Here is a 21,511-nt window from a genome sequence, read left to right as displayed (position 1 = left end):
CTATGGGATCAGTTCATGTCCATCGGCGCGATGTCGATGAACCAGCTGCGCGGCTGGACCACGCCCGTGACGCGCGGCGACATGGCGCGCGGCCCGGTATCGTGGGCGACCCAGACGAAGGGCGCCTCTTCGACCAGACGGGCATGCAGCCGGGCCAGGGCCGCATCGCGCGCATCGGGATCGAAGCTGGTGCGCGCATCCTCGATCAGGGCGTCGAATTCGTCATTGCCGAAATGGCCCCAATTGTTCGATACCGGCGGGAAGGTCTTGGTCGAGGTGAAGCGCACCATCGCGAAGAACGGATCCATCGTCGCATAAGTGACGTTGATCGCATGGGCGCCATTCGCGCTTTCATCCATCGCGCCGCGGCGCCAGTTGGTGAAGACGGTGTTCCATTCGATCACGTCCAGCTCGATGTCGAAGTAGCATTCGCGCAGCGCCTGCTGAAGGTATTCGTTCATCGGGATGGGCTGCATCTGCCCCGACCCCGAAGCCGAGGTCTGAACCTTGATCCTGACGGGATTGTCGGCCGAATAGCCCGCCTCGGTCATCAGGCGCTGGCCTTCCTCGGGGTCGTAGCGGATGTCGAACGAGGGGTTGCCCCACCACGGATGATCGGGCGTGACTGTGCCTTTCGGGATGCCCATGTAGCCGCCCAGCAGGATCTGCAATTCCTCACGGTCAAAGCACAGGTTCGCGGCGTGGCGGACGCGCTTGTCCAGCCAGGGCGACCCTTCGGCAAAGGAAAGCTGCCACGGCCAGACATGCGGCTGGGGGTTGGAATAGATGGTGAAGCCGCGCGCCTCGATCTGCGGGATCGCATCGGGGGACGGCGCCTCGATCCAGTCCACCTGCCCCGACAGCAGGGCGGCGGTGCGGGCATTCGCCTCGGGCAGCGGCACCAGAACCACGCCGTCCAGCTTGGGCGTGCGGTCGGGATTCCAGTATTCGGTGTTCGGCGCCAGTTCCAGACGCTCGCGCGGGGCAAAGGCGGTGACGCGGAAAGGACCCGTTCCCGAGGGATCGGCAGCAAAGGCGGCCCATGCGGCCTCGGCCTCGCCAGTCTCGTCGAACTTGGCCTGCCAGTGGACCGGCGAGGCCATGAACAGGTTGGTCAGGTTGAAGGGCAGGAAGCTGTCGGGTTCCGAGGTGGTCAGCTCGACCGTGAATTCGTCGATGGCACGCGCCGAACGCAGCGTCGGCATCCGCGAGGCCGTCACGCCGACCTGGCTTGCATCGAAATGCGGGGCGGACTCGTCCAGCACCTTCTGGACGTTCCAGACCACGGCCTCGGCATTGAAGGGGCTGCCGTCATGGAACGTCACGTCGTCGCGCAGCCGAAAGACCCATTTCGTGTTGTCCTCGGGATCGACCTCCCATTCCGTGGCCAGCGAGGGGATGATGACCGAGGCCTCGTCCTCCTTGCTCAGATCCCAGGCGGTCAGGCTGTCATAGATGGTCATGCCGGTGAAGCGGTTGCCCTCGAACCCCTGGTCGGGCTGGCCCAGGGTGCGCGGGATGTCGGCGGCCGTCATGCCGATCCGCAGGATCTTGTCCTGCGCGGCGGCCGCGACGGGAACGGTAAGGACCGAGGTCGCAAGCAATGCTGCAACCATACTGGAGAGACGATGCGCCATGAACTTCTTCCTTCTGGACGAGGCCGGGCCAGTGCCGGGGCGGGCCGGATGACCGGAAACATTGCCGACAGGATTGTTGACAATCCGGATGGTGGCGCTGAATCGCTCATGCGTCAAAGGTTTTTCCCACCCTGTCCCTGCCGGGGGGCGGCTGATTTCAAAAGGCGGAAGCTTTCGGCATGTGCCCGGCCCATCGCCCAAGGATTGGGCGATGGGCAAACCCGCGGCCTAGAACCGGTATTCGAATCGCAGCGAGACCCAGCTTTCGGTCGCGCCATCGCGGTCCAGCAGATAGTCCAGCGTTTCCTCGGGCGGCAGGGTCGAGGCCGCAAGGCGGCAATTCACCGGCATCACGCCAAAGGGGCCGTAATCGGCATCGCAGGGCCGTTCTGACAAGCGGCCGCCCAGGACGGTGCCCGCGCTCAGCGACAGCACCGCATTGGGCGACAGGGCGTGATGGGCGGAAAAGCCCAGATGAAGCGCGGGCGCGATGCTGTATTTCCTGGCCCCTTCGCCGGTCGAAAAGCCCCAGGTGATGCCGAAGCTCGGCGTGACCTCGGTCAGCATCATGACCGTCAGTTCGGGCATGTCGGGCAGATACCACACGCGCAGCGACAGGGGCGTGCCGTCGGCCAGCTCGTAGCCGCCCGACCGGATGCGGCGCACCAGATCAGAACGGGCCGAACCCGTGCGGATGTCGATCAGATGCGTGTCCGACAGCAGATCGGCCCGCACCTCGGGCGCCGCTAGCAATGCCAGCACCAGCCCCGTCGGCAAAAGCGCGGCCCGCGCCCAGGGGCTGCGCCCGTGCATCGGCTCAGTCGATGCGGGTGGGCGCCAGGGCGCGCGCAATGCTGGCCTCGCCGCGTCCGTGGATCGAGGGGTCGTAATCACGCAGGGTATCGCTACGGGCGGTCTCCAGCAGGCGGCTTGCGATCTGCCCCGGCGCCGCACCGCTGAACTTGCTGCCCAGCACCGCCGCATAGCCGCTGACGACCGGTGCCGCGAACGAGGTGCCGCGAAGCCCGGTCAGGTCGTCGCGCACGCCCACGGCGAGGAACTGGCTCTGAAAGCGCGGATCGCTGCCCGCGCGGTTCGAATAGCTGGCCAGGCTGGCCGGATCCTCGGGCGTGCCGTTCCGATCCAGCGCGCCGACGAACAGCGCGGCGGGGCGGCCGGCCAGCGCAAGGTTCAGGTAATCGACCCGGCCCGCATCATTCGCGGCGCCAAGCGCGACCCCGTCATTGCCAGCGGCCTTGGCGACGATCGCCCGCCCCTCCTGCGCATGAGCGAGGATGGACCGTTCGCGCGCCGTCCAGGCCATGCGGGACAGGTCATGGCCTTCAGGCGCAAGCATCCCGTAGCTCAGGTTGATGATGTTGAGGTGGCGCCCCGACAGCATCACCGAGCCGTTGCGACGCAGGTCATGCGTCGCAGCGGCGGCCATCGGCGCCAGCATCTGCGCGCCCCGCTGGACCCACTGACCGTGCCGCAACAGCGCCGAACCGGCCCCCAGATCGCCGCGCAGCCGATGCTTGCCCAAGAAATCGTCCACCACGGTGATGCGCGCGCCTTGGCCGCGATAGCCCGATTGCCAGGCATCGATAATCTCGGGGCTCATCCAGGTCCGGTGGGGTGGCAGCGGCGGCAGACGCAGCGCGCGGACCGACCCCCGTGCGGGCTTGACGCGCAACAGATGCGTGGCCTGCGCGTATTCACCGCGGATCGCGTCCAGCGTGTTCGACATGGCCGCCCCGCCCGCGGCCTCCTGCGCCTGCGAAGGCAGCGCAAGACCGAAGCCGAACGTGGCGGCGAGCAGAAGCCCGCGCAGCGAAATTGATCGGTTTTTCATGATTCCAGACCCGACAGCCTTTCGAAAAGAATAGTCTTGGCCATGGTGGCGAATCCAGACAGGCATCCGGACATGGACCCATTCCTTCGCGTGGGCGCGCCCCTCCTAAGGCGGGACAAGATATGCTTTCGCATGATCGGGGCCCTGCCGCTGGCCTTCCGCGACGGCCCGACCGGGCAGGAACGGTCGGCGGGTCTGGGCCGACGCCGAACCCCGCGCCGGGTCGGGGCATTGTGCCGGTACCGCTTTCTGGCCAGAACCCTTGCAGAAGGCACCGGGCCAGGACCCAGATGAAAGGCAGGACAATGGAACGCGACAATCTGGAATTGCGAACGACGATCACCCCTGACGGAACGCTCAGGGTCACGCTGGAACCCGTGACGCTGCCCGACCCCACCGAGGGGCAGTTGCTGGTGCGGATCGAGGCCGCGCCGATCAACCCCTCGGATCTGGCGCTGCTTTATGGCCCGGCGCGGATGGACAGCCTGACGCGCGAGGGCGATGCACTGGTCGGACGCATCCCCGAAGCCGCCATGCCCGCGATGCGCGCCCGGATCGGGCAGTCGCTGCCGGTGGGCAACGAGGGCGCGGGCACGGTGATCGCGGCCGGGCCGGATCTCGGCCATCTGGTCGGGCGGCGGGTGGCGATGCTGGGTGGCGCGATGTTCGCGCGCCTGCGCCTGATCCGCGCGGCCGATTGCCTGGTTCTGCCCGAAGACGCCGGGGCCGAGGAAGGGGCGGCCTTGTTCGTGAACCCGCTGACCGCGCTCGGCTTTGTCGAGACGATGCGCGCCGAAGGTCACAGCGCCATCGTTCACGCGCCCGCAGCCTCGAATCTGGGGCAGATGCTGGTCCGGATCTGCCAAGCCGACGGGATCGGCTTGGTCAACATCGTGCGCAGCCCGGCGCAGGCGCAAATGCTGCGCGATCTGGGCGCCCAGCATGTCGTGGACAGCAGCAGCCCCGGCTTCCGGGCAGAACTGACCGAGGCCATCGCCGCGACCGGCGCGACGCTGTCCTTCGACGCGATCGGCGGGGGCGAGATGACCAGCACGATCCTGAACGCGATGGAGGCCGTCGCCTCGCGCGATCTGGACCAGTATGACCGCTACGGCTCGACCGTGATGAAGCAGGGCTACATCTACGGCGCGCTGGATCTGGGGCCGACGATCCTGCGGCGCGGCTTCGGCTTCAGCTGGAGCGTGGGCGGCTGGCTGCTGTTCCGCGCTCTGGCCCGCCTGCCGGGCGAGACGGTCGCCCGGATGCGTCAGCGCGTGCTGGACGAGCGCAACACCACCTTTGCCAGCCGCTACACCGCCCGCATCACGCTGGACGACGTGCTGGACCCCGACATCGCGCGGGCCTGCAACCGCAAGGCCACGGGCGAGAAATACCTGATCACCGCCTGATCCTGCGCCGGCGCGGCACCCCTGCCGCGCCGTGCTACAAGGCGACCGGGGCCGTGCGGCCCGATAGCTCCAGCTCCCATTCAGCCGACCATTTCCCCTCGCGGCGCTCCAGCGTCAGGTAATTGCGCTCGGCCACATAGCGGCCCCGCTGGCCGGGCAGGCGCCCGATGCGGATCGGATGGCCGGGCAAGGGCGCCTCGCCCAGACCGGCCAGAAGACCCAGGCCCCGCGCATAGCCCTGCGGCGGCGCGTCATGCGCGATCCCCGAGGCGATCAGCTGGATCAGGTCGTGCCCCCTGCCCCGCATCCGCGCCAGAGCGGCCAGATGGATCTCGCCCGACAGGACGGTCATCGGCGCCTCGTCCATCACGTCCAGACACAGGGACAGCATCCGTCGCCATTCCTGCCGGTGCGCGCGGCTCTGCCACTGGTCGCGCAGATCGTCCTCGTATTTCTGCATCGAGGGGATCAGCGTCATCACGCGCTCGACCAGCGACAGGCGCGGCCCCAGAAGCGGCACGCTTGAGATCAGGAAGACATGGCCCTGCGGGCGCGCGTCACGCAGCGATTCCATCAGCGACCAGCCCCCCGGCCCCATGATCTGCCGCCGCCCGCGTTCGGACCGCAGATCGGGCGCGATCAGATCGAAGCCCGGCAGCCGGCGATGCCAGCCAAGCGCGGCGCCCGAGCGATCGGCGAAAAGGTCGGGAATGTCGGCCTCGATTGCGCCATGCTGGAACAGCAGGAACATCTCGCGCGCGATGCGGAACACGATCTGCCCGATGGCCGACCGACCGCGCGAGCGTTCAAGCGAACCCCAGCCATCGCAGATGTCGTGATCGTCCCACATCGACAGCGACGGCACCATCGCAGAGATCCGCGCCACCGCGTCCGAGGCCAGAAGCCGCGTGTAGCGCGCGACAAAGGCCCGCCTGAGCGCGGCTTCGAGGTGCAGCAACTCGGCCGATGTCACCTCGCGCGGCAGGCGGTCGGGCCAGTCCCGCGTCAGGGGATGGGATTTCACATCCTCGTCGGCATAGATCTGGTCGCCGCCATGCAGCAGCAGCGCAAAGGGCTGGCGGGCATGATCGGCCACCAGCCGCGACCACATCGCATTGCGCTGCGCCTCGGGGCGGTCGAAATCGCCGTGCTCCTGCCCGTTGCACGAGACGAAGGCCATCCGCAGATCGCCGTCGAGCCGGGTGACGACCAGATGATCCCGTCCGTCCAGCCGGTATGCGGCCGCCCCCTCGGTGACGGGCAGCGCAAAATCGATCCGCGCGATGACCAGCCCGTCGATCCGCATCAGCGCGCAGTAGCGCCCCGCGCCGCAGGCGCTGTGCAGCGCGGGGGGCGGCGCGTCCTCGGGGTGGCCGATCAGCGCCGAAAGCGACAGCCGGTCATCCGCGAGGCCGCGAAACAGCAGGACCGGCCCAAAGGGCGCCGGCATGCCTTGGGGACGCGCGCCGTCCCCCGCCGCTTTGGCCGCGCTCAATCGCGCAGCTCGGCCTGAACGGCGGCCTCGACATGGGCGGCAAGGTCCGGGTCCAGCGACAGGCCGGTCTGCAGGCGCGTCAGAAAGGCCCGTTCGGCCGGCGTGTCCGGGTCCATCGCCATGAAGGCGGCGGCATAAAGCTCGGTCGCGGTTTCGGGCGACCGGGCATAGGCAGTCACCCGCGACACGTCGGCGGGCGCGGCCAGCTCATCCATGACAAAGGCCTTGGCCTCGGAATCCAGCGCCAGCGCCTCGATATGGCCGAAGATGCGGGCCTGTTCCTCGGCATCAACATGTCCGTCGGCCTTGGCGCCCTGGATCATCGCAACCAGCACCCCGCGCGCCAGATCCTCGGCCCCTTGCGGGGCCCGTTCGGGCGCAAAGCCGCTGTCGGGCGGCGGCAGCATCAGCCCCTGCGCGGCGCCACCGCGATGGCGCTGCCAGGCGGTGTAGCCCACCGCCGCGATGGCGGCCAACCCGCCTAGTTTCAGCGCCGTCCCAGCCGATTTCGTCGCAAACTTGCGCGCGCGCTTGTTGCCCGCGATCAGGCCCAGCACGCCGCCGGCCAGCGCCCCCGGCACAAGCCCCGACCCGGTGCCCCCGGGCAGCGCGTCCGCCCCGCGCCGCGCCATCTCGGCGATGCCGCCATTCTTCACCTCGGCCGGTAGCGCGCCGATCACCTGATCCAGAAGGCGCCGAGCATCAAACATGGGTTTTCCTTGAAAATGGGTTCCGTCTTGCAGGCAGATCGGCAGAAGTTCGCATCTTTTCAAGATCCCCGCCCCGTTGCCACGATCTTGTGACACGGCGCGGCCCGAGGCCTGGATCGGCTGACTTGGCCGATAGGGGACAATGCCAACGCCGCCGCAGGTCCGGCCCCGTGCGCCAACGGCGCGTCCGCGCGCTCAGCCGATCAGAACGGCGCGGAAATCGTTCACGTTGGTCAGGGTCGGGCCGGTGCGGATCAGGCTGCCCGTCGCATCGAACAGCCGATAACTGTCATGCGCCTCCAGCATCGCGCGCGGCTGCAACCCGGCCTCCGCCGCGCGCCGCAGCAGGTCCGGCCCGATCAGAGCGCCCGCCGCATCCTCGGTGCCGTCGATGCCGTCCGTATCGCCCGCCAAGGCATGGATGCGCGGATGCCCCCGCAACGCCACGGCCAGCGACAGCAGGAATTCGGTGTTGCGCCCGCCCTGCCCGGCCGGGCCGTCGCCGATGGTCACGGTGGTCTCGCCGCCCGAGATCAGCACGGCGGGCGCGGGCGCGGGCGTGCCATGATCGGCCACGCCCCGCGCGATGCCGGCCATGACGGTGCCAAGCTCGCGGGCCTCGCCCTCCAGCGCGTCGCCCAGCAGGACAGGGGTCACGCCAACCTGCCGCGCCACGCGGGCGGCGGCCTCAAGCGACATCTGCGGCGTGGCGATCAGGCGATAATCGGTGTCGAAAGTCTGGCCGGGCGCGGGCAGTGCCAGCAGCAGGTCGCGCGCCGCCTGCGGCAGATCGGGTCCCAGCCGCGCGACCAGCGGCGCCAGATCGTCCCCGGCCGAGGGGTCCGGCACTGTCGGGCCCGATGCGATCGCGGCCGGGTCATCGCCCGGCACGTCCGATATGGCCAGCGTCACCACCCGCGCCGGATGCGCCGCCCGCGCCAACCCGCCGCCCTTGATGTCCGACAGGCGGCGGCGGATACGGTTCATGTCCTCGATCGTCAGGCCCGAGCGCAGCAGCAGCCGGTTCACCGCGATCTTGTCGTCCAGGGTGAGGGGCGCGCGGGGGGCAACCATCAGGGACGAGCCGCCGCCCGAGATCAGCGCCAGCACCAGATCGTCAGGCCCGGCCTCGTCCGCCAGCGCCAGGATGCGGCGTGCCGCCTGCTCCGAGGCCGCGTCAGGCACCGGATGGGCCGCCTCGATCACCTCGATCCGGCGCGTCGGCACGACATGCCCGTGACGTGTCACGACCAGCCCTGACAGGGCTTGGTCCGGCCACGCGGCCTCCAAAGCCGCGGCCATGGCGGCGGCGGATTTGCCTGCCCCGACCACGATGCAGCGCCCCGATGGCGGTTCGGGCAGATGCACGGCCAGAACGCGGGCCGGGTCTGCGGCCGCCACCGCCGCATCGAACATCGCGCGCAACAGCGCCTGCGCCTGATCACCCGTCATCCTGCCCCCTGCGCCACACGACCGCCCTTGGTCGCCTGCCACGGACCACCATAGCACCGGGGCAGGCCGTTGCCAGCAGGGGCGGTCAGGCCGGTTCGGTGCAGGGCCGCTGCGCGACGTCGCTGCGCATCCCCAGCCGCGCCAAAAGATCCGCGTCCTGCCACGAGGCCGGGTTCTCGGTCGTCAGCAGCGTGTCGCCCAGAAAAATCGAGTTCGCGCCCGCCAGAAAGCACAGGGCCTGCAGGCTGTCGCTCATTCCGGTGCGGCCTGCGGACAGGCGCACCACGCTTTGCGGCATCAGGATGCGCGCCAGCGCCACCGCGCGGACCAGCGAGAAGGGCTCGACCGGCTCGGCCATGCCCTCGACCGGGGTGTTGGCGATGGGCTGCCACAGGTTGATCGGCACGCTTTCAGGATGGCGTTCCAGATTGGCCAGCAGGACCAGCATGGCAATGCGGTCCTCTTCGGTCTCGCCGATCCCGAGGATGCCGCCGCAGCACAGACGGATGCCGCCCTTGCGCACATGGTCCAGCGTGTCCAGCCGGTCCTGCACCGTCCGCGTCGTGGCGATGCGGTCGTAATGGGCGGGCGAGGTGTCGATGTTGTGGTTGTAGAAATCCAGCCCCGCCTCGCGCAGCCGGGTCACCTGGGCGGGGGTCAGCATCCCAAGCGTCATGCAGGTTTCCAGCCCCAGATCGCGCACGCCGCGGACCATCGCACAAAGCGCATCAAGGTCGCGGTCCTTGGGGCTGCGCCAGGCCGCCCCCATGCAGAACCGCTGCGCCCCAGCCGTCTTGGCGCGCCGGGCCGAGGCCAGCACGGCCTCGACATCCATCAGCTTGCCCGCCTTGACGCCCGTGTCGTGATGCGCGCTTTGCGAGCAATAGCCGCAATCCTCGGGGCAGCCGCCGGTCTTGATGCTGAGCAGGCTGGCCTGCTCCACCACATTGGGATCGAAATGCGTGCGGTGCAGGGTCTGCGCCCGGTGCATCAGGTCGGGCAGAGGCAGCGCATGGATCGCGCGCGCCTCCTCCAGCGTCCAGTCGGTGCGGATCATGCCCGCCGCGCCCCGCGCGCACGTGCCCACAGCGACACGATCATTACCGCCACCACGATCTTGACCAGATCGCCAAGAAGGAAGGGCAGAACGCCCGCCGCCAGGACCTTGTCGGCCGGCACGAACAGCGCAAGCCATGCCGCGCCGAGGCCGTAGACCACGGCCAGCCCGGCCAGCATCGCCAGACCCTGCCGCATCATGCCGGCGCCCTGTGCCAGCCAGCCGACCAGCCCCGCCGCCAGCAGGTAGCCCGCCAGATAGCCGCCGGTCGGCCCGACCATGTAGGCCAGCCCCAGCCCGCGTTCGGGCGTGCCGGAAAAGACCGGCAGTCCCGCCGCGCCAAGACCCAGATAGGCCAGCATCGCGCCCACGGCCAGACGCGGCCCAGCCAGCGCCGCGATTGCCATGACCGCCAGCGTGTGCAGCGTCATCGGCACCGGCCAGAACGGCACCTGCACCTTGGCCGCCAGCGTGATCAGCGCCGCCAGCCCGAATGCCATCGCAAAAGGCCGCGCCAGCCCGCGCAGACCCGCCCGGCCGATAATCGTCTGTGTCGTCATGCGAAGTCTCTCCTCTGCTTTATCTATGGATAGGCAGAGGCCGCTGAATCGGACAATCCAGATTATAGATAATCAGCCGATAATCGCGTATGATTCTGTTTTGTCGAACTTGTTTTGCGGGCTGCGCCCCCTGATCCGGCCGACATGCTTGGCCAGCACCGAACAGGCCAGATCGGTCTGCCCCCGCCGCAGCGCAGCCAGAATGGCCCGATGCTCCTGATCGGTGGGCTTTTCCCATTGGCTGCGCCATGCGGCGAACAGGAAGCGCGCGCTGGCCAGATGCAGGCTGTCGATGGACGACATCAGCCGCGGCATCGCGCAGGGCGCCAGCAGCAGACGGTGAAAGCGGCGGTTTGCCTCTTCCCATGCGCGCACCTCGCTGGCCGCCTCGGCGGCGCGGTTCGCCTCGGCGGCGGCTTCCAGCACGGCGGGCGTGATCCGCGGGGCGGCGTGGCGCAGGGCCAGAACCTCCAGCGCGGCGCGCATCGCGGCGACCTCGCGCAGCTCCTCGACATCGAACGAGGTCACGCGCATCCCCCGGCGCGGTTCGCTGACCGCAAGGCCCTGCGCTTCCAGCTGGCGGAACGCCTCACGCACCGGGACGTGGCTCGCGCCGAACTCGACCGCGACGTGATCCTGACGCAAGGGCGCGCCGGGCGGGATGGCGCCGGTGATGATGCGATCCGCCAGCACGCGGGCGATCCGGACCGCGATTGTGTCCTGAGGCTTGTGTTTCATGGCGCATGGATAATCCGCCGCCCTTGGCAGGTCCATCGTCCGCCTGTGCGCCATGAAACCGTCATGGAAACTTCACTGGCGCCTCTCATCATTTCCGTTATTCCGGAATCATGGAACAGAATCGCGCTGCTCATGCCTTTGCCACGCTTGGCCATCCCGGCCGTCTGGCGGTCTTTGCCCTGCTGATGCGCTTTGCCCCGCGCGGGGCGCGCCCGACCGAGATCGCGCAGGCGCTTGGCCTGAAGCCCAACACGCTGTCACACCACCTGGCGGACCTGACAGCCTCGGGACTGGTCGCGGTTCAGCGGCAGGGGCGGTCGCTGTTCTACTCGGTCGATCTGGACATGACCGAGGCATTGCTGAGCTACCTGGCGCTGGATCTGGGGCGGGCGCGGCCCGGCCTGCTGGCGCCTCTCATCAAGGACAAGCCCATGTCGGATTCCGCCTATCACGTGCTGTTCATCTGCTCGGGCAATTCCGCCCGCTCGATCTTTGCCGAGGCGCTGCTGCGCGATCTTGGGGCCGGCAAGTTCGTCGCCCATTCGGCGGGAACGCGACCCGGCACCCAGCTGAACCCCTTCGCGCTGGAGGTACTGGACCGCAACGGCCACGATACCGGCGCGCTGCGTTCGAAGCACCTGTCCGAATTCCAGGCGCCCGACGCACCGGTGATGGATTTCGTGTTCACCGTCTGCGACACTGCGGCGGCCGAGGAATGCCCGCCCTGGCCGGGCCAGCCCATCACCGGCCATTGGGGCCTGCCCGATCCGGTCAAGGCGAAGGGGACGGATGCCGAAAAGGGTCTCGTCTTTGCCCGGACCTATGGCGCGCTGCTCCGCCGGATCGAGGCTTTCGCGGCCCTGCCCGTGGCCAGCCTCGACCGGATCTCGTTGCAGGACCGGGTCGATCAGATCGACGCCTCGGAACTGGCAAAGGACTGACCCCATGACACGGATCGCGCTGAACGGCCTTGGCCGGATCGGAAAGCTGGCGCTGCGCCGCCTGATCGACCAAGGCTTTGGCGGCCAGATCGTGCTGCTGAACGATGCGGCGGGCGATGCGGAACAGCACGCGCTGCTGATGGAATTCGACAGCGTGCATGGCCGCTGGCCCGTCCCCGTCGCGGCGGATGGCGACGCGCTGGTCCTTGATGGCCACCGCATCCCGCTGACCCGCGAAAAGAGCATCGAGGCCCTGCCGCTGGACGGCGTCGATCTGGTCATCGACGCGACGGGCGTTTTCAAGACCGAAGCAACGATCGCCCCCTATTTCGCGGCGGGGGTGCAAAAGGTCGTGGTCAGCGCGCCGGTCAAGGACGGGGGCGCGCTGAACCTGGTCTACGGGATCAACCACGACCTTTACGATGGCAGCCAGCGCATCGTGACGGCGGCCTCGTGCACGACGAATTGCCTAGCCCCTGTGGTCAAGGTCATCTACGAGGGGCTGGGCATCCGCCACGGGTCCATCACGACGATCCACGACGTGACGAACACGCAGACCATCGTGGACCGCCCCGCCAAGGACATGCGGCGCGCGCGCTCGGCGCTGATGAACCTGATCCCGACGACGACGGGCAGTGCCACAGCGATCACGCTGATCTATCCCGAACTGGCCGGCCGCCTGAACGGCCACGCCGTGCGGGTGCCGCTGTTGAACGCCTCGCTCACCGACTGCGTCTTCGAGGTCGAACGCCCCACCGACGCGGCCGAGGTCAACGCCCTGTTCGCCGCCGCCGCCGCCGAAGGCCCGTTGCGGGGCATTTTGGGCTACGAGACGCGGCCCCTCGTCTCGACCGATTACATCAACGACCCGCGCAGCGGTATCGTGGACGCGGGCTCGACCATGGTCGTGAACGGCACGCAGGTGAAGGTCTATGCGTGGTATGACAACGAATGGGGCTATGCCTGCCGCCTGGTCGATATCGCGCGCATGATCGCGGGCCGCATGGCATGAACGGTCTGCGCGCCTATGCGGCGGTGACGGCGGCCTATTGGGCCTTCATGCTGTCGGACGGCGCGCTCAGGATGCTGGTCCTGCTGCATTTCAACGGGCTGGGATTCTCGCCGTTGCAACTGGCCTGGCTGTTCCTGCTCTATGAGGTCGCGGGCATCGTCACCAATCTGGGCGCGGGCTGGCTGGCGGCGCGCTTCGGGCTGGCGGCCACGCTTTATGCGGGGCTGGGCATCCAGATCGCGGCCCTGGCGGCGCTGGCGCAACTGGATCCGGCATGGTCCCTCACGGCCTCGGTCGTCTTCGTGATGGCGGTTCAGGGGGCCTCGGGCGTGGCCAAGGATCTGGCCAAGATGTCGTCGAAATCGGCGGTCAAGGTGCTGGCGCCTGCCGCGGAGGGCGGCCTCTTCCGGTGGGTCGCCGCGCTGACCGGATCGAAGAACGCGGTCAAGGGCCTGGGCTTCTTCCTTGGCGCGGCGCTGCTGGCGCTGGCGGGGTTCAAGACGGCGCTTTGGGGCATGGCGGCCGTGCTGGCCGCGATCCTGCTGGCGGTGGCGCTGTTCCTGCCGCCGGGCCTGCCGGGGAGGATGAAGGGCGCGGATCGCTGGTCGGGCTGGCGCTCGGCCGATCCGCGCGTGAACCGGCTGTCGCTGGCGCGGCTGTTCCTGTTCGGGGCGCGCGACGTGTGGTTCGTGGTGGGCATCCCGATCTACTTTCAGGCTGTCCTGTCGGACGGCACCGCCGAAGGCCGGCGCGAGGCCTTCTTTCTGGCCGGCGGCTTCATGGCGATCTGGATCATGCTCTACGGCGCGGTGCAGGCGGCAGCGCCACGCATCCTGGGCGGCGCGGGCCGCCCGGACGATGCGGTTACCCGCGACGCGATCCGGTGGGCGGGCCGGCTGGTGCCGATCCCCCTGATGCTGGCGGCGGCCGTGTGGATCGCGGGCGAGCCCGCGCCCTGGCTGACCGGCCTTCTGGTCGCAGGGCTTCTGGGGTTCGGCTATGTCTTCGCGCTGAATTCCTCGGCCCATTCCTACCTGATCTTGGCCTTAGGGCAGGCCGAGCGGATCACGCGCGATGTCGGGTTCTACTATATGGCCAATGCGGCAGGGAGGCTGATCGGCACGCTTCTTTCGGGGCTGTCCTATCAGTGGGGCGGCCTGCCGCTTTGCCTGGCCACGGCGGGCGCGATGGCGGCGGCAAGCTGGTGGGCGATGCGCCGCCTCGCCAGAGCCTAAGTCTACGCCAAGCAGCGGAGACGGTCAGGCGGAACATCTTGCCCAATCTGATCCATGCACGACCAAGCCCGGTCTCTGACGGCATTTACCTCCAGCCCGGCTTCCTCACGCGCTTGGGAAACCCAGCAGCAGAAAGCTGGATTCACTCGGCCGCAAAATCTCGGCACCACACTTTCTCCTGCTAAAGAGCATTATTTATCAGTTGTTTAATCATAATTCGGCCTGCCAAACAGATAATTGACAGAGAAAATGGTATCGTTATCATGTATCCGGATGAACAGGAGTTCTCTACCTGTTGACGGAGGAATCAGATGCATCCAGGCATCAGCGCGGCGGCGAGGGCCTTCTGGCGTATGATCGACCTTGTCATGGCCCTGCTGCTGGCGGCGCTCATCGTGCTCGTCTTCGCGAATGTCGTCATGCGCTACGGGTTCTCCAGCGGATTGCGTGTCACGATCGAATTGTCGCGGTTGTGGTTCGTCTGGGTCGCCATGCTGGGCGCGGCAGTGATGCTGCGCCGGGGCGAGCATCTGCAACTGTCCGAATTCTCCGAGGCGGTCATGCCGCGCTTCGTGCCGATCCTGCGGCGCATCTGCTGGGCGGTGGTGCTGGTCGCGGTGCTGATGCTGTTCGTGGGCGCATGGCGGCAGACGCTGGCCAACTGGAACAACATCTCTCAGCTGACCGACCTGCCTTCGGGGCTGATGTATCTGTCGGGCGTCGCCTCGGGGGGGCTGATGGCCGCGATCGCGCTGGTCCGGATCTTCGGCCCAGATCCCGGCCCCTCGGCCAGGCGCGCCGAGGAGCATTGAGATGACGCTGGCCCTTTTCCTCGGCGTGCTGTTCGTGGGCATCCTCGCCGGCCTGCCGGTGGCATTCGCGCTGCTGCTGTCGTCGATGGCGCTGATGGTCCACATGAACCTGTTCAGTGCCGACATCCTGGCGCAGTCCCTGATCAACGGGGTCGACAGCTTTCCGCTGCTGGCGGTCCCGTTCTTCCTGGTCGCCGGCGAGGTCATGTCACGCGGCGGGCTGTCCACGCGGATCGTCGCGCTGGCCATGGCTCTGGTCGGGCACCGGCGCGGGGGGCTGGGCTATGTGGCGATCCTGACGGCCATCGTGCTGGCGGGGCTTTCGGGCTCGGCCGTGGCGGATGCGGCGGCGCTGGTCTCGATCCTCTATCCAATGATGCGCAAGGCGGGCTATCCCGAGGGGCGCAGCCTGGGCCTGCTGGCATCGGGCGGGATCATCGCGCCGATCATCCCGCCCTCGCTGCCGCTGATCCTTGTGGGCGTGGCGGGCAACATCTCGATCGCCAAGCTGTTTCTGGCCGGCATCGTGCCGGGGCTGATGATGGGCCTGATGCTGACGGCAATCTGGACCTTCCTGATGCGCAAAGAGGAACTTGACGTTCTGCCCCGCGCCAGCGCCGCCCAACGCTGGAAGGCGCTGCGCGAAGGGTTCTGGGCGCTGCTTCTGCCGGTCATCATCATCGGCGGCATCCGCTCGGGCGCCTTCACCCCGACCGAGGCGGCCGTGGTCGCGGCGGTCTATGCGATCCTCATCTCGACCGTAATCTATCGCGAGATGACCTTTGCGGGCCTTGTCGACGTGCTGATCCAGGCGGGCCGGTCCACGGCGATGGTGATGTTCCTCGTCGGCGCGGCAATGGTTGCGGCCTGGCTGATCACGGTGGCGCAACTGCCCCAGCAGCTGGCCGGGATGCTGGCGCCGCTGATCGACAATCCGCGCCTGTTGATGCTGGTCATCATGCTGCTGGTGCTGGCGGTCGGCATGGTCATGGACCTGTCGCCCACCGTGCTGATCCTGGTGCCGCTGCTGATGCCGGTGGTCCGCATGGCGGGCATAGACGAGGTCTATTTCGGCCTGATGTTCATCCTGAACTGCTCGATCGGGCTGATCACGCCGCCGGTCGGCACGGTGCTGAACGTCGTCTGCGGCGTCGGCCGGGTGCCGGTCAGCCAAGCCGTGCGGGGCGTCGCGCCCTTCATCCTCGGCTATGTCGTGCTGCTGGGGCTGTTCATCCTGTTTCCGGAACTGATCACCGTGCCGGCCCGCATCATGGGCGGCTGACGATACCTTGAGGGAGGAGAGACCGACATGAAGACCATTTTCCGCACCACCGCGCTGGTCGCGGCCCTGTCCCTGACCGGGCTGGCCGCCCAGGCCCAGACCGCACTGCGTCTGGCCCATGCCGCGCCCGAGACCGACCTGCAGCAGAACCTGGCGCTGTTCTTCAAGGAGCAGCTGGAGGAACGCAGCGGCGGCGAGATCACCGTGACCATCTTCCCGCAGGGCCAGCTTGGCAATGATGCGGCGATGGTGGACGGCACTCGGTCGGGCATCATCGACGTGGTGATGACGGGCCTGAACAACCTGACCGGCCTTGTCCCCGAGGCGGGCGCCTTCGAGCTGCCCTTCATGTTCCCGACCCGCGCGGATGCCTATGCGGTTCTGGACGGCGAGATCGGTCAGGGCATCGGCGCGCAGTTCAACGCGCACGGCCTGCACATGCTGGGCTATCCCGAGAACGGCTATCGCAACATGACCAACAATCGCGGCCCGATCACCACGCCGGAGGATGTGGCGGGGCTTCAGATGCGGGTCAACAACTCCAAGGCGCTTGGCGACATGTTCCAGCTGTTGGGCGCGACCCCGCAGCAACTGCCCGTGGCCGAGCTTTACACCGCGCTGGAAACCGGGGTCGTGGACGCGCAGGACCACCCGATCGGCATCGTCCAGAGCTTCAAGTTCGACGAGGTGCAGGATTATCTTTCGCTGACCCAGCACGCCTATTCGGCGCTGGCGCTGGCAATGAACCTCAACAAGTTCAACGGCCTGTCCGAGGAACAGCAGGCGCTGGTCCTTGAGGTCGCGGCCGAAGCCGTCGCCATGCAGCGCGACCTGGCGCAAGAGCGGGAAGAGGAGATCCTGGCCGATCTCGCCTCGAAGGGCATGACCATCAACCGCGATGTCGATGTCGCCGCCTTCCAGGAGGTCGTGCGCCCGGTCTGGGACAATTTCATCGCCGAGAACGGCGACACCATCGTCACCGCGATCACCAGCCGCTGAAACGGGTGGTCACGCCACAGGGGGCCGCCACGCGGCCCCCTTTTTCTTCCTTCGGGGCAGCTTCAGAAGGTCAGCTGCACCTTGATGGCCTTGCTCCGGTCCGATGCCAGCGCGAAAGCCTCGGTCGCACGGTCCAGCGGCAGGTCGTGGGTGATCAACGGCGAGACATCGATCAGCCCCTGCCGCATCAGCGAGACGCCTGTGGCGAATTCCTCGTGGAACCGGAAGCTGCCGCGCAGGTCCAATTCCTTGGCGGTCAGCGCCATCATCGGGATCGTCATGTCGCCGCCCAGTCCCAGCTGCATGACCACCCCGCGCGGCCGCATCGCGGCAATGCCGGCAGCCAGCGCGGGCGCCGCGCCCGAACATTCGTAAAGCACCTCGAACTGGCCCTTGTCCGCCGCGTAGGGAAGCAGCGCCTCGGGGTCCTGCGCCAGATTGAGGGTCGTGTCAGCCCCCACCCGCCGCGCCATGGCCAGCGTGAAATCCGACAGGTCCGTCGCCACGATCTGCGCCGCCCCCGCCCGCCGCGCGGCCAGGATCGCCAGCAATCCGATCGGCCCGCATCCGGTCACCAGAACCCGCGCGCCCAGCAGGTTCCCCGCGCGCCGCGTCGCGTGCAGCACCACTGCCAGCGGCTCGGCCATCGCGGCCTCGCCGGCGCCAAGGCCCGTCGCATCGACGCATTGCGCGGCATCCGCGATCAGCAATTCGCGGAACGCGCCCTGCACATGCGGATAGGGCATGGCCGATCCGTAAAAGCGCATGTTCATGCAATGGTTCGGCAATCCCTCGCGGCAGGGGCGGCAATTCCCGCAGGGCCGCGAGGGCGAGACAGCGACAAGCTGCCCCGGCTCGAACCCCTCGACCCCCGGGCCAAGCGCCTTGACCCGGGCTGAAACCTCGTGCCCCAGGATCATCGGCTCGCGCAGGCGCACCGCGCCGAAGCCGCCGTGATTGGCGTAATGCAGGTCCGATCCGCAGATCCCCCCGCGTTCCAGCCGCAAAATCACCTGCCCCGGCGCGGGCACCGGATCGGGGCGATCCTCGATCCGCAGGTCATGGGCGGCGTGGATGACAAGCGCGCGCATCACGACACCTCGGACAGAAGCGGGCGGCCCGCGAAATGAGCCTCCAGATTGTCGCGCAGAAGCTGGCCCATCGCGCGGCGCGTCTCGTGCGTGCCGCTGGCGTGATGCGGTTGCAGCACGACGTTCTTCAACGCAAGGAAGCGCGGGTTCAGGGCCGGCTCGCCCTCGAAGACATCAAGCGCGGCGCCGGCGATGCGGCCCGCCTCCAGCGCGTCCAGCAGCGCCTCCTCGTCCAGATTGGCGGCGCGCGAGATGTTGACCAGCATGCCGTCGGGACCAAGCGCCTCGATCACGCGGGCATCGACGATATGGCGCGTGTCCGGCGTGGCGGCCAGCGCCATGACCAGCAGATCGCACCCTTCGGCCAGCGCCACCGGGTCGGGCACGAAGTTCCAGCCCTCAGGGGCATCGGCCTTCGGCGTGCGGCTGGAATAGGCGATCGACATGCCGAAGCCCGCCAGCCTGCGCCCGACGGCCATGCCGATCCGGCCCAGGCCCAGGATCCCCGCACGCTTGCCCCAAAGCCGCCGTTGCAGAGGATAGCCGCCGCGCATCTGCCAGGATCCGTCGCGCACCCAGGCCTCGGCTCCGATCATGCCGCGCGCCAAGGCCAGCGCCATGCCGACCCCCAGATCCGCCACATCCTCGGTCAGCACGTCGGGCGTGTTCGTCACCCGCACACCGCGCGCCCGCGCCGCGCCCAGATCGACCGCATCCGTGCCCACGCCATAGACGCTGATGATCTCCAGCCGCGGGCAGGCGGCGATCAGCGCGGCATCCGCGCCCATTTCGCCCCGCGTGGCGATGCCACGCACATCGGGCGCATGGCGGGCCAGAAATGCCTGGCGGTCCTCTGCCTCGAACAGCCGGTGCATGGTGAACATCTGGTCCAGCGGCTGCTGGTCCCATTCGGGATAGGGACCGATCTGCAGGATTTCGGGACGGGTCATCTTTCCTCCGGCATGGCGCCATGGTGCTTGACAGTGTATGATAACGATACCATAGTCGGCCGGCACGCTGCTTGTCCATCACCAAACGCGACCGAGGCCGCCATGACCAACCCGTTATTCGATCTGACCGGGCGCCGGGCCCTGATCACGGGGTCGTCGCAGGGGATCGGGCTGGCGCTGGCGCGGGGGCTGGCCGAGGCAGGGGCCGAGGTGGTGCTGAACGGGCGCGATCCCGCCCGGCTGGCCGAGGCCGTTGCCGTGATCGAGGGCGCGCGCGCCCTGCCCTTCGACGTGACCGACCACGCCGCCGCGCGCCGGGCCATCGACGCATTCGAGGCAGATCACGGCGCCATCGACATCCTGGTGAACAATGCGGGCATGCAGTTCCGTGCCCCGCTGGAGGATTTTCCCGCCGACGCCTTTCAGCGGCTGCTGCAGACCAATGTGGCCAGCGTCTTCAATGTCGGTCAGGCGGTCGCGCGGCACATGATCGGGCGCGGCCGGGGGCGGATCATCAACATTGCCAGCGTCCAGACCGCGCTGGCCCGACCCTCGATCGCGCCCTATACGGCGACCAAGGGCGCGGTCGGCAATCTGACCAAGGGCATGGCGACGGACTGGGCGCGCCACGGGCTGCAATGCAACGCGATCGCGCCGGGCTATTTCGACACGCCGCTGAACGCCGCGCTGGTGGCCGATGCCGATTTCTGCGCCTGGCTGGAAAAGCGCACCCCCGCAGGACGTTGGGGCCGGGTCGAGGAACTGGTCGGCGCCTGCGTCTTTCTGGCCTCGGACGCGGCCAGTTTCGTCAACGGCCACGTCCTTTATGTCGATGGCGGCATCACGGCCTCGCTATGAGCCTGCGCGTTGTGATTATGGGGGTTTCGGGGACCGGCAAGACCAGCCTGGGGACGGGACTGTCGCAGATGCTGGGCATCCCCTATCTGGACGGCGACGATCTGCACCCCGAGGCCAATGTCGCCAAGATGGCGGCAGGTATTCCCCTGACCGATGAGGACCGCTGGCCGTGGCTGGACCTTGTGGCGCAGACCCTGAACGCGCGCGCGCCGGTGATCGTGGGCTGCTCGGCGCTCAGGCGCGCCTATCGCGACCGCCTGAGGGCCGGCGCTGGGGGGCGCGTGCATTTCCTGCACCTGACCGGGCCGCGAGAGGTGATCGCGGCACGAATGCAGGCGCGGCAGGGCCATTACATGCCCCCTGCCCTGCTGGACAGCCAGTTCGCCACGCTCGAACCGCCCGGCCGGGACGAGGCCGTGCCGCTGGACATCACCCTGCCGTTGGCCGACCTGGTGGCGATCGCTGCGGCCGAACTGCATGGACCGGACGCATGAGCCAGACCCCAGTCGCATTGATCGGCGCGGGAGCCATGGGCGGCGCCATCGGCGCAAGGCTGGCGCAGACAGGCACCGTGCTGCGCGTCTTCGATCTGGACCCGGCGCGCCTTGAGCCTCTGTCCGCCCTTGGCGCCACCGCCTGTGCCAGCGCGGCCGAGGCCGCGACGGGCGCGCGCGCCGTGATCCTGTCGCTGAACGCCCCGTCCATCGTGCGAGCGGCGGTGTTCGCGCCGGGCGGCGTGGCCGAGGGGGCGGCATCCGGTGCGTTGATCATCGACATGTCCTCGATCGACCCCCATGCCACTCAGGCGCTGGCCCGCGACGCGGCCGAACGCGGGCTGCGTTGGGTGGACAGCCCGCTTTCGGGCGGCGCGCCCAAGGCGGCCATCGGGCAGCTGACGCTGATGCAGGGCGGCAGCCCTGAGGACGTGGCCGAGGCGCAGGGGGTGCTGGCCCGCGTCGCCTCGAACCAGACCCGGATGGGCGATGCGGGTGCAGGACAGACGACGAAGCTGATCAACCAGATCCTCTGCGGGCTGAACTTTCTCGCCGTGGCCGAGGCGACCGCCCTGGCCGAGGCCGCGGGCGTGGACGCCGCCCGCATCCCCTCGGCCCTTGCGGGCGGGCGGGCCGACAGCGCGATCCTGCAGGAATACATGCCGCGCTTCGCGGCGCGCGATTACCGGCCCACGGGCCGCATCGACAACATGGTCAAGGACCTGAACGGCGCGCAGGATCTGGCTCGCGCCAGCCACACGCCGATGCCCCTGACGGCGCTCTGCGCCGAAATCCACCGCCTGCTGACCGCGCGCGGGCTGGGGGCCGAGGATCAGGCCGCGCTGATGGAATTCTTCCCGAACCCCTTGGCCAAGGAGCCCACGCGATGATCACCCGCTACGCCCTGTTCGAGGGGCGCGTCCACGA

The 21,511-nt window shown here is 68.3% G+C and carries 21 protein-coding genes; 10 read left to right on the top strand and 11 right to left on the bottom strand.

The annotated features are described in order from the left end of the window. Window positions 1–8 precede the first annotated feature (8 nt). From QAR72_RS05335 to QAR72_RS05325, 3 genes are all read right to left on the bottom strand, one after another. Window positions 9–1,637, bottom strand: a complete 1,629-nt coding sequence (locus QAR72_RS05335) for an ABC transporter substrate-binding protein (protein WP_304616335.1) — start codon at window positions 1,635–1,637, stop codon at window positions 9–11. 228 nt (window positions 1,638–1,865) lie between these two features. Then, window positions 1,866–2,450, bottom strand: coding sequence for a hypothetical protein (locus QAR72_RS05330; RefSeq protein WP_304616334.1), 585 nt, complete (start codon window positions 2,448–2,450; stop codon window positions 1,866–1,868). 4 nt (window positions 2,451–2,454) lie between these two features. Beyond that, complete coding sequence (locus QAR72_RS05325) at window positions 2,455–3,489, bottom strand: S8 family serine peptidase (RefSeq protein ID WP_304616333.1); 1,035 nt, start codon at window positions 3,487–3,489, stop codon at window positions 2,455–2,457. Between the two features lie 305 nt (window positions 3,490–3,794). Here QAR72_RS05325 and QAR72_RS05320 point away from each other — a divergent pair, with 305 nt between their 5' ends. After that, a complete protein-coding gene (locus QAR72_RS05320) occupies window positions 3,795–4,898 on the top strand; it encodes a zinc-binding dehydrogenase (RefSeq protein ID WP_304616332.1) in 1,104 nt (367 codons plus the stop codon). Between the two features lie 34 nt (window positions 4,899–4,932). Here QAR72_RS05320 and QAR72_RS05315 read toward each other — a convergent pair whose 3' ends face one another. From QAR72_RS05315 to QAR72_RS05290, 6 genes are all read right to left on the bottom strand, one after another. Next, window positions 4,933–6,348 carry an alkaline phosphatase D family protein gene (locus QAR72_RS05315; protein WP_304616331.1) on the bottom strand — a complete coding sequence of 472 codons (1,416 nt, stop codon included), beginning with the start codon at window positions 6,346–6,348 and terminating at the stop codon, window positions 4,933–4,935. Window positions 6,349–6,389: 41 nt separating this feature from the next. Continuing rightward, on the bottom strand, window positions 6,390–7,103 hold the full coding sequence (locus QAR72_RS05310) for a tellurite resistance TerB family protein (protein WP_304616330.1): 714 nt from the start codon (window positions 7,101–7,103) through the stop codon (window positions 6,390–6,392). 195 nt (window positions 7,104–7,298) lie between these two features. Then, complete coding sequence (locus QAR72_RS05305) at window positions 7,299–8,555, bottom strand: glycerate kinase type-2 family protein (RefSeq protein WP_304616329.1); 1,257 nt, start codon at window positions 8,553–8,555, stop codon at window positions 7,299–7,301. Between the two features lie 85 nt (window positions 8,556–8,640). After that, the gene (bioB, locus tag QAR72_RS05300) at window positions 8,641–9,612 is read right to left on the bottom strand and encodes a biotin synthase BioB (RefSeq protein ID WP_304616328.1); all 972 of its coding nucleotides are present in this window, start codon (window positions 9,610–9,612) and stop codon (window positions 8,641–8,643) included. Further along, window positions 9,609–10,172 carry a biotin transporter BioY gene (locus QAR72_RS05295; RefSeq protein ID WP_304616327.1) on the bottom strand — a complete coding sequence of 188 codons (564 nt, stop codon included), beginning with the start codon at window positions 10,170–10,172 and terminating at the stop codon, window positions 9,609–9,611. The genes bioB and QAR72_RS05295 overlap by 4 nt, the downstream gene beginning before the upstream one ends. Window positions 10,173–10,244: 72 nt before the next feature. Beyond that, the gene (locus QAR72_RS05290) at window positions 10,245–10,910 is read right to left on the bottom strand and encodes a GntR family transcriptional regulator (protein WP_304616326.1); all 666 of its coding nucleotides are present in this window, start codon (window positions 10,908–10,910) and stop codon (window positions 10,245–10,247) included. Window positions 10,911–11,020: 110 nt separating this feature from the next. On the opposite strand from QAR72_RS05290, the gene QAR72_RS05285 reads away from it, so the two are divergent. The 6 genes from QAR72_RS05285 to QAR72_RS05260 all read left to right on the top strand — a co-directional run bounded on the left by QAR72_RS05285 (window position 11,021) and on the right by QAR72_RS05260 (window position 17,191). Further along, window positions 11,021–11,851, top strand: coding sequence for a metalloregulator ArsR/SmtB family transcription factor (locus QAR72_RS05285; RefSeq protein ID WP_304616325.1), 831 nt, complete (start codon window positions 11,021–11,023; stop codon window positions 11,849–11,851). A gap of 4 nt (window positions 11,852–11,855) precedes the next feature. Next, window positions 11,856–12,863 carry an ArsJ-associated glyceraldehyde-3-phosphate dehydrogenase gene (locus QAR72_RS05280; protein WP_304616324.1) on the top strand — a complete coding sequence of 336 codons (1,008 nt, stop codon included), beginning with the start codon at window positions 11,856–11,858 and terminating at the stop codon, window positions 12,861–12,863. Further along, a complete protein-coding gene (arsJ, locus tag QAR72_RS05275; protein ID WP_304616323.1) occupies window positions 12,860–14,098 on the top strand; it encodes an organoarsenical effux MFS transporter ArsJ in 1,239 nt (412 codons plus the stop codon). Before QAR72_RS05280 ends, arsJ begins: the two co-directional genes overlap by 4 nt. 353 nt (window positions 14,099–14,451) lie before the next feature. Beyond that, complete coding sequence (locus tag QAR72_RS05270) at window positions 14,452–14,910, top strand: TRAP transporter small permease (protein WP_304616322.1); 459 nt, start codon at window positions 14,452–14,454, stop codon at window positions 14,908–14,910. A gap of 1 nt (window position 14,911) precedes the next feature. Beyond that, the gene (locus QAR72_RS05265) at window positions 14,912–16,192 is read left to right on the top strand and encodes a TRAP transporter large permease subunit (RefSeq protein WP_304616321.1); all 1,281 of its coding nucleotides are present in this window, start codon (window positions 14,912–14,914) and stop codon (window positions 16,190–16,192) included. Between the two features lie 27 nt (window positions 16,193–16,219). After that, window positions 16,220–17,191, top strand: a complete 972-nt coding sequence (locus tag QAR72_RS05260) for a DctP family TRAP transporter solute-binding subunit (RefSeq protein ID WP_304616320.1) — start codon at window positions 16,220–16,222, stop codon at window positions 17,189–17,191. 62 nt (window positions 17,192–17,253) lie between these two features. Here QAR72_RS05260 and QAR72_RS05255 read toward each other — a convergent pair whose 3' ends face one another. Together QAR72_RS05255 and QAR72_RS05250 are read right to left on the bottom strand one after the other, a co-directional pair. Next, window positions 17,254–18,282, bottom strand: coding sequence for an L-idonate 5-dehydrogenase (locus tag QAR72_RS05255; protein ID WP_304616319.1), 1,029 nt, complete (start codon window positions 18,280–18,282; stop codon window positions 17,254–17,256). Beyond that, on the bottom strand, window positions 18,282–19,232 hold the full coding sequence (locus QAR72_RS05250) for a 2-hydroxyacid dehydrogenase (RefSeq protein ID WP_304616318.1): 951 nt from the start codon (window positions 19,230–19,232) through the stop codon (window positions 18,282–18,284). Before QAR72_RS05250 ends, QAR72_RS05255 begins: the two co-directional genes overlap by 1 nt. A 102-nt stretch (window positions 19,233–19,334) precedes the next feature. Here QAR72_RS05250 and QAR72_RS05245 point away from each other — a divergent pair, with 102 nt between their 5' ends. Genes QAR72_RS05245 through QAR72_RS05235 form a run of 3 tightly spaced genes read left to right on the top strand, consistent with a single transcriptional unit; the run spans window position 19,335 to window position 21,474 of the window. After that, entirely contained in the window at window positions 19,335–20,090 is a 756-nt protein-coding gene (locus QAR72_RS05245; protein ID WP_304616317.1) for an SDR family oxidoreductase, read from the top strand. Next, the gene (locus QAR72_RS05240) at window positions 20,087–20,584 is read left to right on the top strand and encodes a gluconokinase (RefSeq protein ID WP_304616316.1); all 498 of its coding nucleotides are present in this window, start codon (window positions 20,087–20,089) and stop codon (window positions 20,582–20,584) included. Before QAR72_RS05245 ends, QAR72_RS05240 begins: the two co-directional genes overlap by 4 nt. Beyond that, window positions 20,581–21,474: an NAD(P)-dependent oxidoreductase gene (locus tag QAR72_RS05235; RefSeq protein ID WP_304616315.1), complete on the top strand. Its 894-nt coding sequence runs from the start codon at window positions 20,581–20,583 to the stop codon at window positions 21,472–21,474. Before QAR72_RS05240 ends, QAR72_RS05235 begins: the two co-directional genes overlap by 4 nt. The last annotated feature ends 37 nt before the right edge of the window (window positions 21,475–21,511 follow it).

This window comes from Paracoccus sp. (in: a-proteobacteria) (genome assembly GCF_030604785.1).
Lineage (GTDB): Bacteria > Pseudomonadota > Alphaproteobacteria > Rhodobacterales > Rhodobacteraceae > Paracoccus.
The sequence above is the reverse complement of the archived record's forward strand: the minus strand, read 5'-3'. Positions and strand labels throughout refer to the sequence as shown.